The 12994-nt window shown below is 29.1% G+C and carries 9 protein-coding genes and 1 riboswitch; of the genes, 1 reads left to right on the top strand and 8 read right to left on the bottom strand.

The annotated features are described in order from the left end of the window. Positions 1-30 precede the first annotated feature (30 nt). Positions 31-139, bottom strand: a riboswitch (SAM riboswitch). 102 nt (positions 140-241) lie between these two features. The 7 genes from ACJDTP_RS04865 to ACJDTP_RS04835 form a co-directional block, all read right to left on the bottom strand. Beyond that, a complete protein-coding gene (locus ACJDTP_RS04865) occupies positions 242-1192 on the bottom strand; it encodes an MraY family glycosyltransferase (RefSeq protein ID WP_011968732.1) in 951 nt (316 codons plus the stop codon). 162 nt (positions 1193-1354) lie between these two features. Then, positions 1355-2818 (bottom strand): MFS transporter, encoded by a 1464-nt coding sequence (locus tag ACJDTP_RS04860; protein ID WP_406760641.1) that lies wholly within the window; start codon positions 2816-2818, stop codon positions 1355-1357. 493 nt (positions 2819-3311) lie between these two features. Next, positions 3312-4625 (bottom strand): acyl-CoA thioester hydrolase/BAAT C-terminal domain-containing protein, encoded by a 1314-nt coding sequence (locus ACJDTP_RS04855; RefSeq protein ID WP_406760640.1) that lies wholly within the window; start codon positions 4623-4625, stop codon positions 3312-3314. A gap of 153 nt (positions 4626-4778) precedes the next feature. Next, entirely contained in the window at positions 4779-6437 is a 1659-nt protein-coding gene (locus ACJDTP_RS04850) for a B12-binding domain-containing radical SAM protein (RefSeq protein ID WP_406760639.1), read from the bottom strand. Beyond that, positions 6412-6966, bottom strand: a complete 555-nt coding sequence (locus tag ACJDTP_RS04845; RefSeq protein ID WP_406760638.1) for a hypothetical protein — start codon at positions 6964-6966, stop codon at positions 6412-6414. Before ACJDTP_RS04845 ends, ACJDTP_RS04850 begins: the two co-directional genes overlap by 26 nt. 155 nt (positions 6967-7121) lie before the next feature. Next, complete coding sequence (locus tag ACJDTP_RS04840; RefSeq protein WP_103697703.1) at positions 7122-8426, bottom strand: PQQ-dependent sugar dehydrogenase family protein; 1305 nt, start codon at positions 8424-8426, stop codon at positions 7122-7124. 249 nt (positions 8427-8675) lie between these two features. Beyond that, positions 8676-9506, bottom strand: coding sequence for a methyl-accepting chemotaxis protein (locus ACJDTP_RS04835; protein WP_406760637.1), 831 nt, complete (start codon positions 9504-9506; stop codon positions 8676-8678). 187 nt (positions 9507-9693) lie between these two features. Here ACJDTP_RS04835 and spoVB point away from each other — a divergent pair, with 187 nt between their 5' ends. Continuing rightward, positions 9694-11193 (top strand): stage V sporulation protein B, encoded by a 1500-nt coding sequence (spoVB, locus tag ACJDTP_RS04830; protein WP_406760636.1) that lies wholly within the window; start codon positions 9694-9696, stop codon positions 11191-11193. Positions 11194-11368: 175 nt separating this feature from the next. On the opposite strand, the gene ACJDTP_RS04825 is transcribed toward spoVB, so the two are convergent. Beyond that, entirely contained in the window at positions 11369-12985 is a 1617-nt protein-coding gene (locus ACJDTP_RS04825; protein ID WP_077837930.1) for a putative polysaccharide biosynthesis protein, read from the bottom strand. Between the last annotated feature and the right edge of the window lie 9 nt (positions 12986-12994).

Genomic DNA, 12994 nt, shown 5'->3' with positions numbered 1-12994 from the left:
GTATTCCTTTAGGCTTAAATGCTTTTTAATACCTTATCTACCAGCTTTTACACTGCAGGATTTAGCACCAAGTAATTCTATAAAATTTACCGGTTGCTGGGTTTCTTCGGGCCAGTCCCTCCACCACTCTTGATAAGTTCCTATATTTTTTAATTATATATTATAATATCTTGCTTGTAAATCTTTCATCTTTAACTTTAAATACTTCACTTAAAATATAAAATGTCTACATATACTAACTTTATCTTTTAATCAACAACAATATTATAGAAATCGCACTAAAAGATAAACTTATTAACATTATGTAATTTACGACTTGTACAGTAGTTAGACCTCTTTTCTCTAATCTAAAATGTATCTGGCTTCTATCTGCTTGATACACTGGTTTCCCTTCTAAAAATCTTTTAATAATGACAAATAAATTATCAAATATAGGTACTGCTAAAGCAAGTATTGGTATAAATAGACTTAAAACAGTTGCCTGTTTAAATGCCCCTTCCAATGCTGTTATACTTAAAATGAAACCTAAAAAATTAGCTCCTGAATCTCCCATAAAAACTTTTGCTGGGAATCTATTATAATACAGAAATCCCAAAATTGTTCCAACTAACATTATAGATACTAATGCAGAACCGCTTTGATCTAATATAATTGCTGCTAAGAAAAATGTTATTGCAGATATAAGGGATAACCCTCCTGCCAATCCATCCATACCATCAGACCAATTAATTACAGTTGTAACTCCAAATATCCATGTTATCGTAAGAATAAATTGAATTGTCGGATTTAATTCTATATAGGTACCTGTAAAAGGATTAGTAAATCCACCAAAAAAAATTCCTGCCTTAAACACTAAAATTGCAGATAATAGCTGAATTACTAATCTTGGAAATATAGCAAATTCTTTTCCTTTAGTCTTATGCCAGTCATCTATTAAACCAATTATTATTATCATTGTTGCTGCAACAAAGACAGTTATTTGTTGTAACATACTATCCCTTAAAAATATAAAATACGAAACAAAAAAACCAAAATATAATGCTAAACCTCCACATAATGGTGTTGGCACTTTATGTTGTTTTCTTTTGCTGGGCTTATCCGTGAAATGTAATTTGTTAGCTAGTTTCATAAGAAATGGCATGGTAATTAATGCAGTTATAAGTGAAATTACCATTGCTAATACATAATCCATCTTTCCTACTCCTTAGTTAAATATACAGTAGTAAATTATATCCAAGTATTCCATCTTGGTTTACTTCCTATTTGATTATACTATTAAAGATATCTTATATCAATTACAAAATTATTACGGTATAATTAAAAACTAAGAACATAATTTTTTCCTCTTAAAATACTACTTCTTTTTCACCTTTAGTTGTATTCCAATATTAAAAACTAACGCAATAGCTAATAAAACTAATGCAACTAACATGATATTATGTAAACCACCGTACATAATCTGCTTCATAAGTGGTAATAAATTTTTGGGTAAATCACCTGCGCTTTGGGAGTCACTCAACTTATTTAATGCTTCAATAGTAACTTCTCCATGAGATTCAGCCACACCTTTGTTTAAAGCGTTATTTAAAATTACTCCATATATTGATGACATAAATGTTTGACTTAAAATACGTAAAAGATATGCAAATGATGTTGCAATTGGAATATCTCGTTTTTCAGCATCCTGTTGTACGCTTATTTGTAATATATTAAAACTTAACCCCAGACCAAATCCCTCAAATGCTCCTGCTATTAATATAATCCATAATGGTATGGATATTCCAGCTAATGCCATAATTCCAAAAGAAATTATAAACGCTAATGTTCCTAGAGCAATTGTACGATATTTACCTAATCCCGGCTGCATAGCTGGTCCAACTACTGAACCCAGAAAATTAGTAATAGACCCTGGAATCTGAGTCACCCCTCCAATTAAAGCACTTAATCCTAATAATCCTTGCGCCCACATTGGTATGTATATATTAAAGGCAACAAATGCGCCCCATAAAAGAGAAAATAATACGAAATCAACTACTAATGGCCCATTTCTAAAAAGTCTATTAGGTATTATAGGATCCGCTGCCTTTTCTTCAACTTTAAATAGTACTATCAATAAAATAAGACTTATAATAATTAAACTGCTAACCAAGCTTAATGAAGCTGTCTCTATCATTTGAATATCTGTTAAAAGAGTTACTAAGCTAATTATCATAATTACAGCACCTAAGTAATCAATTTTTTCCACTGTAGAAATCTTTTTTGGCTCCTTAAAGAAAATTTGAACACTTAGTATTGAGATTAATGCGATTGGAACATTGATATAGAATACCCAATGCCAACTAAAAGTATCAACTATCCAGCCGCCTATTAAAGGTCCTATAATTGCTGCTGCACTAAAGCTTGCTGTAGCATATCCAATAACCTTAGCCCTCTTTCTTAAGTTTGTATACAAATCTGCATATATGATAAATGGGATAGTGTTCATTCCACCTGCCCCTATTCCCATAATGGTTCTTGCAATAAGAAAAAAAATTATATTACTTGATAATGCCTGAAATATTGAACCAATTGCAAATAATAATGTGGCTATTTGATATGTTCTCCTGTTCCCAATACGTTCTCCTAATTTGCTCCAAAGAGGAGTTACTACTGCCATTCCCAATAAAAAAACAGCTACTATCCACCCCATGTATTGAATTCCATGCAAATCACTTATTATTGCTGGTAAGGCTGTGTTTACAATTGTTCCATCTAAACCAGCCATTGCATTTGATAACAATAGCGCCAGTGTTACAATCAAAATTCCTTTCTTACTCATCCTCTAAAAATTCCTCCTTAGCTAAACTTATTATATTCAGTAATTCATAAAAAAATGCTTTATTATGAATTGGCTAAATATTGTAGAATACATTTCTATCTTTTTGTCATATATAACTTATCACTTGAAGTTAACTCCAAGTCAAGATGTTTTTTTCAGAGATTCAATAATTATAAATATAAACAAAAAACTCTTTACACTTTTTAATTACGATTCAAGTGTAAAGATGATTGATTGTCATATTATTATATCCTGTCCAGTCATTTAATTCAAAATCAAATTTTCTTAAAATAACAATAGATTTAAATTTAAATATAAACATATGTTTATATTTAAATATTATCAAAGATATATATTTTCAAATATATATAGTTAAATATCTATATACTTTAATATTTAACTATTAAAATATATAAATATTTATAGGAAACATCAGGGGTTGGACCCATTTCAATAATTTGGATACATTTTCTAGAGTAAATCATTCTCCTTATTAGATATTTTGTCTTGACCATTTGTTTATAAAGTTTATAGTTTCATTCCAACAATTTATATTTGCCTTTCCAAAACCATCTATATCCTCTGGATATTTATTTGAAGGATATATGGATTGATACGGTACAGTTAGCATATGTCCAGATTTTTCGTACGTAATATGTTTATATTCATGTTTAAAATGAGCTTTTCTAAGCAATTCCACGATTATTTCACAGTGAGTTTTAGAAGACCAAATTTTATCTTTTAAAGATGAAGCCATAAGAATTGGTCCATTTATTTTTTCTACTGGAATCATAGCCTCACAAGCATTCCCCTCTTCAATGAGCTTCCTGTACATCCAAGCCATAGATTCTTTATTTCCTATCATCATTTTTACAAGTGTCCGAATCAAAATAGAGAAACTAAATTTTATATATGGGATTTCTCTCCCTTTGTACATCCATGATGAATGTTTAGAAGGAAACTTATTAGCTTTTAAGCCCTCATAAACGTAACAGCTTGGCGTATTAGCAATGACGCAACTTATGTCTTTAAACACAGATGCGGCAAGTAAAACCATTTCTCCACCTTTAGATCTGCCATAAATTCCAATCTTATTTTTTGCCACTGTAGATTGTCTTTTTAACCAGCCTATCGCATTTTCAACACATTCAAGCTCCACACAGCTTAAACTTTTATTTGTTCCTTCAAGGCCAAAATAACATACAGCTAGTGCTGAATATCCGTGCATTACAAATATTTCAGCAATTGCCTGTGCCTTTTCAAGTCTACCATCGCTTCCACTCAAAACAATAATCGCTGGCTTAGGTATATTTTCCTTTGAAGTAAAATATCTTCCTAAAAGTTTATCTTCTACTACATCTACACTTGAAATAGTTTCATCACAATAAATTCTCTTATGTGTTTTTGACGCAATAACTCTGCCATTACGCTCTACCTGAAATGTCATTGTATAATCTCTGTTTTCTCCAATATCACTTAATCTTTTAGAAATTTTAGTTTTATAGTTTTCTTTTACAGTCATAGAATAGAAAAGCTCCATTTTATCTGCCTCTTTATATGTTCCCTCAATAGGCTTAGCATTTTCTAAATCTATAGTTCCACTTTCATCCGCAACAAAAACCGCATAAGATTCCCACTTTGCTTTGTTCCCTACATCAAATATAGACGCATTTATGCAATAATAATCATTGCTTAAGGCACGAATTAATACTCTTTCATTTTTTAAAAGTCCACTTATTTTTATTGTTACAGGTTCATCAACTTTTGATACTTCTGGCATAATACTTATTGTACAATTATTCTCCATTAACCTCTCCCACATATGTTTATTGTATGATTACACAAAAGAGTAACATTCATATTATTCCTATGTATGTTACTCTTTGCTATATTCAAATAATCCTTTTATTTTATTTAACCTACATAAATATAAATAAGTCTCAATATTTTCTTATATTACTTATATACATCTAATATATTCAGCCTTATCATTAAATAAATAATAAGTATCCTCTTCTAATATTTCTCCAGTTTCAATATACTTTTCTATGTTAATTTTAAACTTTTCCAAATGATATTCTTTAAATGAGTATTGTTCTTTAAGTTTTTCTTTTATACTCTTTTCTTCTTCTTTCTCCATGTCACTTCTCAAAAATTCTGGGAGACCACGTTTCTTATTAAATATTAAGTAATTAAATCTAATAATCTCTTTTAAATGCTTGTTACTTTCTTGCAATACACTTTCACTGTAATCTAAAAATACTTTATAGTATTCAGCATTTCCTATGTTTTTGCTAAAATAACCTTTATCTTCAAAGAACATCCCTAGGCTATAGTAAAAATCAAATGGCAACTCAAATTTTCTCTCAAAATATCTAATTATATGATTAAACTTCTGAGAATTATAATATTTATCTACCATCTCTTCTACCTTTTTTAGTTTTAATAACTCTTCGTATGAGATCTTATCTGTTTTTAATATCTCATATGGTGGATATGGCGAGTATTCCATTCCATATTTCTCTGCATCTTCTCTCATAGAAGATCCCTTTAATAACTTTAAAAACCCAAGTTGTATTTCCTCTGGTTTTATTTCATACATATCATTAAAAGACTTTTTGAAAGATTCATAATCTTCTCCTGGGAGCCCTGCTATTAGATCTAAATGCTGATCTATATTTCTTAATGCTTCAATTTCTAGAACCTTTTCTTTTATATCACTAAAATTAACAAATCTATTTATATTTCTTAAAACCTCATCATTAGTGGTTTGAACTCCAACTTCAAATCTAAACCTTCCTTTGGGAGCTTTTGATAAAAGTTCTATTTCCTGTGGCTTTAGTATGTCTGCTGATATCTCAAAATGAAATTGAGTATTCGTATCTTTATTTATTAAGAAATCCCATATTGCCATAGCAAATTTAGAATTACAGTTAAATGTACGGTCAACAAATTTGACTAATCTAACTTCCTTATTTATAAAATACATTAAATCCTTTAACACTCTATCAATATCTAAAAATCTAACTCCATGACTTGTAGATGAAAGACAGTATTTACAGTTAAAAGGACACCCTCTTGAAGCCTCATAATATACAATTTTATTAGTCAAATCTTCATTTTCCTCATACGGAAAAACTATTTCATCCATAGACATAAGTGGACGTTTTTCATTGGAATAAACTATATCATTAACTTTATAATGAAGTCCTCTGACATCTTCCAGTCTAATTTTACCTAACTTATACAAAATAAAATCTCTATAAGTTTTTTCTCCTTCACCTTCAATAACATATTCTCCTACATTATTCTTTAAGAAACTTCTTGAGTCAAATGAAACTTCTGGTCCACCATATAAGATTTCTATATTAGAATCCACTCTCTTTATCAAATTCGCTACTCTTGAGATAAGTTCAACATTCCAAATATATGTTGAAAATGCTACAATGTCCGGTTTTTCTTTAATTATTTCTTCAAGTATTCTACCTTCCCTATCGTTTATAGTGAATTCTTTTATTTTGCTTTCATAATCCATATCTCTTGTAAAACTTTTTAAGTATCTAACTGCTAAATTACTATGAATGAATTTAGAGTCAATCGCTGTAATTAATACCTTCATAATTAATATTCTCCTCTACTTCAGCTTTAGTCTTCAGTTTCTTTCCTCTTATGAAGAAAACATCTTCCCATGCTTTAGTTTCTTCTATTTCAAAATATTTTTCAAGAATTTTTTTTATTTCTTCAATGTTCGAACTTAAAAGTATATTTAAATTCTTAAATGTAAACTCCTTAACCTTTTCATTTTGTAATATTACTTTTATCTTATTATTAAATATTTTTCCCCTTTCTTTATTAATATCCCAAATAAATATTTCACCAGATTCTCTTATATATGAACTTATTTCTCTTATTAATCTTTCTTTTTCTAAACTGGTCCATATTTTATTCAACTCAAAGAAAAATGTACATGCATCATATTTTCTATCTTTTAGCTCTACTTTACTATCGCTAGATACATAGTCTAATGATATCTCATCCTTTGCTTCCTTTGATATATTATATATTATACCAAGATTTTTTTCTCCTACATCTAATATATCACCTTGAAATATAATATTCTCTAGATTAATTACCAATGTTTTTCCCATAACATCTCCTCCATTATCACTAATACCTTTTATTATATTTTAGCATTTATTCCATAAATTTGAATATAAATTATTTTTGTTTATTAGATTACTTAGATAATAAAACTGTCTTAAGTTGATAAAACACCACTTAAGACAGTTCAATTTTCTATTTATTATTTTTTATATCCGCGCTTAGAATAAAATTTAAATATTATTAAGCAAGTTAGTATAAATAAAAATACAAATATAAATATCCAAATTGGTTTTGGAAGATTAAATTTTAATCCAAAATCATTAGATTGTAATTTATATATACAGCCCATTCCACTATCCAATATATAAATATCTCCATCTGAATATTTAATTCCCTGTATTTTGCTCTTATCTTTTAACTTTAGTAAGTCATATACGATACTTTCTGAATTTATTCCAGCTATAAGATTCTCTTTACTATTAAAATATACATTTGCATTCTTCTCTAATATTTTTCCATCTTTATCTATGGCTAAATATCTTATAGCACCAACTTCTGAATATTGATATATAGGTGCTTGAACTGTTTTATTAGGAGGATTAGCAATAAGAGGTGATACTAATTTTTCCCCTTTAAACCTTGGTGAACTTATAGGATCTCCACCACTAAAATCAGGCCAACCATACCATTTTCCTTTATCTAGTTTATACAAATAATCAAAATCTCTATTAATAGGCCTATCCCCTATCTTCTCCATTCCACCAACAATTCCAATTAGGTTTCCTTCACTATCTAGATCCCATCCCTTTACATTCCTTATTCCTGAAGCATATAATGATGTCTTATCGTTATTTAGATTCACTTCAATTATACAAGAGTTTGCTATACTCTGAGCTTTTATTCTTTGCCCTCCTTCACTGGAATTTCCATATGGCATGAAAGCTCCTGTTTTCTTTTCACCATAATTGAATCCATTTAATGTTACATCTATAGAGCTTTTATCGTAAGGTATTTTGTTTTGCGGATACTCGCCATCATTGGATGCTATTCCTGAATTCGTAGCACTTCCTATCGCTAAAAGTAACTTTGAATCCTTTATAATTAAATTCCTATCTAAATATTTCCCTTCACTAGGTATATTCCCTAAAATGCTTTTTAGACTTTTGGATGCTAAATCATATTCATATAAATCTGTTTTAGAAATAAAATATAATTTATTATTATAATAAAGTAAGTTTTCTATTTCTAAGGATTTATCCTCCAATAAAGTTTCTTCCCTACCATCTATTTTAATAACTTTAATATAATTATTGTAAGCTATATAGGTATTTTGGTTTTCATCTTTCTCAAAAGCTACAGAATCTTTACAATTTTTATAAACAACACTCCAGCTAACATTATTTTTTAATGTATTCATCCTATATTCATTAGATAATTTAAATACAGCAAAAGCTAGTACAACTATTATAATTGATATAATCAAAAACTTTAGAAATCTTTTCACTACACTTCCCTCCTTTACCTCTATAATTAAATTCTAAAAATACTTCTTATGTACAAATCATAATATCCATATTAAATTTATATTGTAAATTTAATAAAATAAGACCTCTCTTTAAAAATCTTATTTGTTTTACATATTAAAATAAGAGCAATAACTCACATAAAATATATGTATTATTACTCCTACTAATTTTTATATTCTTTTTTACTATGTAAAGATGTTTATATATGTTAATTAATATTCCATAAATTAAAGATTTTCAGCTAATTCTCCTAATTTCTTAGCTGTTGAGTTTAACTCTGCTATAGATGCTGCTATTTCTTCTAATGCAGCTGATTGGCTTTGTGAGACATCATTAGATTTAATTAAACCATCATTTATGCTATTTATTGATGTTGATATATGTTTTATAACTGAATCTATCTGTTTTATTGACTCATTTAAAGAATTAGATAGTTTTCTAATTTCTTGTGCAACAACATTAAACCCTCTACCTGCATCACCAGCTCTAGCCGCTTCAATCGCAGCATTTAAACCTAATAAATTTGTCTGTGATGAAATTCCTTGAATAAATGTTACTATATTATCTGTATCTTTGGTCTTTTCATTAGTTCCTTTAGTTTCCAATAATAATTTTTCATTCATTGTCGCTAACTCTTGTACATCTTTTGCAACTTCGTTTATACCTATCGATATTTGCGATAAAGTTTCTGATAAATTTTTAGTTATACTCATCACAGCATTTTTTCTTTCTAAACTTTTTCCTACGACAAAAACACCTACAACTTTACCCTCTTCTTTAATTGGAATTGCAAATGATTTAAAAGCAGTTCCATATACATGCTCTGGCACAACTTTTATCATATTAGTCCCAGTTCTCAACGCTTCAATTATAGCTCTTCCTTCTGGAATTATATCTCCCTTATTTGTGTTTAATTCCAATTTAGGGCTGTACTTTGTATATAAATATTGCTTAGTATCAGTTAATGCCATAGATACATCTTCATCAAAAAGGACTTCTAGAGATGGCAATGCATTATAGTAAAAATTTATCATATCATTATCTGAAATTTTGTTCATTATGTTTCCCCCATTTAGTACAATTGTTTTTTATAATTTAGCCACAGATAATTATATCTTTTTAGTACCTCTTTGTAAATATTTGTTTTATTTTATATCATTCTACCTTTATATCTAAAATTTTCAAATTCATATTTAGTTATCATTTTGAATATTATTTAAAGTAATTTAAAGGAGTGAATGAACTTTGGGCAAAGATAATTTTTTAAAAAATTCTTTTTTACTGGTGTCCTCTAATGTGACTACTGGTATACTTGGTTTTATATTTTCCATCTATCTTTCTAAAGTCCTAGGTGCTGAAGGAATGGGACTCTATAATTTAGTTATGCCTATTTACAATTTATTTATATGTCTTATGACTGCAGGGATAGTTGCTTCTATATCTAAAATAACTGCTGTCTATGAACAAAAAGGGGAACATAAAAATATAGAAAAAACAATTAGAGTTGTTTCATTATTTAACATATCTTGGGCGCTCTTGGTAGGTATATTAGTGTTTGTATGTGCTCCACTAATTGGAAAATATGGTGTAAATGATGCTCGTACTATAAATGCAATAAAAGTTATCTGTCCAGCCATGGTATGTATAGCAATTTCAAATATACTTAAAGGTTACTTTTACGGAACTTCTAAGATTACAGTGCCAGCCATAATTGATATTTTTGAAAAAGCCATGAGAATCCTAACTGTAAGTATGCTTATATTTTTTACTAAAGCTAATACTTTAGAAGGCATGGTAACCTTAGCTACAGTTGCATTATGCATTGGTGAATTTCAAAGCTTATTTTTTCTCTATATTTACTACAAATACTCTATTAGAAAAATGCCTATTTCTTATGAAAAGACTGAAAGCAGATTTCAACTTCTCTTTGATGTGGTAATTATAGCAATTCCACTTTGTGCAAATGGTTTTTTAACTAATATCCTAGGGACTCTTTCAACACTAATTGTTCCTCGGCGTTTACTAGTAGCTGGCTTCACTTATACTGAAGCTTTAAGCATGATAGGCAAGTATACTGGGATGGCTCTTAGCATAATAACAATACCGTTAATTGTAGTCTCAACAATTAATACATTATTAATTCCAGATCTTTCTCAAAGTCTAGTTTTAGGAAAGCAATATGAAGCCTCTGTCAGAATAAGAAAGGTCCTTAAAGTTGCTTTCTTACTTGGTATAGCAACCACAATAATTTGTAATGTTATTCCCCATAGCCTTGGCGAGATGTTTTATGGGAGAAATGACTTAGGTCTGTATATTAGATTTGCTTCACTTACTGCACCAATATTCTTTCCTGCAGTAACTATGTTTGGAATACTAAATGGACTTAATAGGCAAGGAATAATTTTAAGAAACTCGCTAATAGAAGCTGTAATTGAATTGATATGTTTATACATATTTACTGCTATTCATTCAATTAATATATTTGGTTATAGTTTAACTATGCTTGTAGCGTGTACAATTGGATTTATCCTCAATATGTACGAGGTTAACAAACATATTGAACTTAATTTAAACAAGTTTAATATAGTAATATATATATTGCTTGGATTTTTAACTTTCTTAATTATAAACATATTTTCAAAACATATGTTCACGAATTCTTTAGTGGTAAATAACTTTATTATAATGGGTCTTGTTTTCTTAATTTTTACGTACCTTGGTACATTTGGAGAAAATGAATATTAATATATATCTGAGTTATTTATATAGTTTATCTTAACAAGATTTTGTTCTTTCTTAAACCAAATTGGGATTTAACTATAATTTTTGCTAGTGTACATTATATAATTCTATGAAGCCATCTGACCGTAGTAGATATTATAAATACACTGACTAAATGTTTATAGTTAAATCCCATTCTTTACTTTTGAAGTTTTTTTCTCAAAAATCTAGGTAAATAGTTAAATATTCTAGGTGATATACTGTCAATATCATTCTTTTTTATTCCACCTATTAACATCATTGAATATAAATAAACAAAACCAGCTATAGAAATAATTAAAATCGTTGTGATTGCTTTCAAGAAAGTATTTCCATTAGCTAATGTTAATATAACTGATGTTGGTGTCTTGAGAATAAATATTATACCTGACATTATTGCAGAAGCAAAAAGAGGTTTAACCGCACTTCTAAAAAGAGGAATCTTAACTCTAAGTGCCTTTTTTAATGCTCTTTTATTTAAGATCATTGGTATTGCAAACCATAAAAAGTTTCCTGCTACTACTCCTAAAATATTAATTTCTGGTATGCCTACTAATATGTAATTTGCTATTATTTTAGCTACTATCCCTATACTAAATGTTCCAAGCACATAATAAAGCTTATTCATACTTTGAAGTATTATTGTTTGTATTTGCACAACAGCCATGAGAACTAAAACTACTGATCCCATCACCATTAATTCAAACCCTTGATCAGTTCCATAAAGCAATTCAAAAACCTCTTGCCCTAAGCAAGAAAGACCTACAGCTGCTGGTATTGTTATTATTAATGTTATTCTGAAAGCAAAAGTAGTTTTTCTTCTTATTTCCTTCTTATCTTTTAATGCCATAGCTGCTGAAACAGCAGGTAATACGGTTGTCCCAAGGGCAGTAACTATTATCAATGGAACAGATAATAAAGTCTTGTATCTTCCAAGAACTCCATAAAGCACATGAGATTGCTGTAAATTAAATCCCGCAGATGCTAATCTACTATTTACGTTCACCATATCTACTAAGCTACCAAAATTCTGAAGCCCTGAGCTTAATGTTATTGGTAAACCGTATTTAATTAACTTTCTTATGATATGCTTAGTTCTTACTCTTTTAACATTTTGTTGAGCATACACAGAATCTTCTTCAAAATTCTTCTTTCCATAAACATATACCATATATAGACATGCAACGAAAGCACCCACAGAAGTACCTATGGTTCCCCCTGCACTACCATATTCAACACTTATGTGCACTAGGAAATATGCACAAGCTAAACTAATTGCGATATTTATTACTTGTTCTAATACTTGTGATACCGCAATTGCAGTCATGCTATTTCTTCCTTGAAAATATCCTCTATATGATGATAAAAGTGATGTAACAAATATACTTGGTGCAAGCATTAAAATTCCGTAAGAAGCTGCTGGATTTCCAATCATATTTCCAATAGGAAAAGCAAACAGCATTAAAAAAATAGTTAATACCGCACCAACTAATGATAAGAGAGTTCTTGATATTTTAAGAGTTCTTACAGCATCGTTTGGTTTTCCCAATGCTGTAAGCTCTGCAACAACCTTAGCAATAGCTGGTTGAGTACCAAGGTTGGTAACTGCATATACAAATAAAAACACTTCATAACAATTCTGATATATCCCATATCCATCTAATCCAATTATTCTTTGAAGCAGTGGTATATAAAAAACTGATATAACTTTGGTTAAAAGCCCTGCTATTGAAAGAATTAAAAAGCCTCTGCTACTATTGGCTGATTGCTCTTCCATAATTACCTC

The organism is Candidatus Clostridium helianthi (genome assembly GCF_045310795.1).
In the GTDB taxonomy this organism is placed as follows: Bacteria; Bacillota; Clostridia; order Clostridiales; family Clostridiaceae; genus Clostridium; species Clostridium helianthi.
The sequence above is the reverse complement of the archived record's forward strand: the minus strand, read 5'-3'. Positions and strand labels throughout refer to the sequence as shown.

What these genes read in the sequence shown, in the direction of transcription:
- ACJDTP_RS04865 (WP_011968732.1), bottom strand. Translation starts at nt 1,192, where the DNA reads ATGGATTATGTATTAGCAATGGTAATTTCACTTATAACTGCATTAATT.
- ACJDTP_RS04860 (WP_406760641.1), bottom strand. Translation starts at nt 2,818, where the DNA reads ATGAGTAAGAAAGGAATTTTGATTGTAACACTGGCGCTATTGTTATCA.
- ACJDTP_RS04855 (WP_406760640.1), bottom strand. Translation starts at nt 4,625, where the DNA reads ATGGAGAATAATTGTACAATAAGTATTATGCCAGAAGTATCAAAAGTT.
- ACJDTP_RS04850 (WP_406760639.1), bottom strand. Translation starts at nt 6,437, where the DNA reads ATGAAGGTATTAATTACAGCGATTGACTCTAAATTCATTCATAGTAAT.
- ACJDTP_RS04845 (WP_406760638.1), bottom strand. Translation starts at nt 6,966, where the DNA reads ATGGGAAAAACATTGGTAATTAATCTAGAGAATATTATATTTCAAGGT.
- ACJDTP_RS04835 (WP_406760637.1), bottom strand. Translation starts at nt 9,506, where the DNA reads ATGAACAAAATTTCAGATAATGATATGATAAATTTTTACTATAATGCA.
- ACJDTP_RS04825 (WP_077837930.1), bottom strand. Translation starts at nt 12,985, where the DNA reads ATGGAAGAGCAATCAGCCAATAGTAGCAGAGGCTTTTTAATTCTTTCA.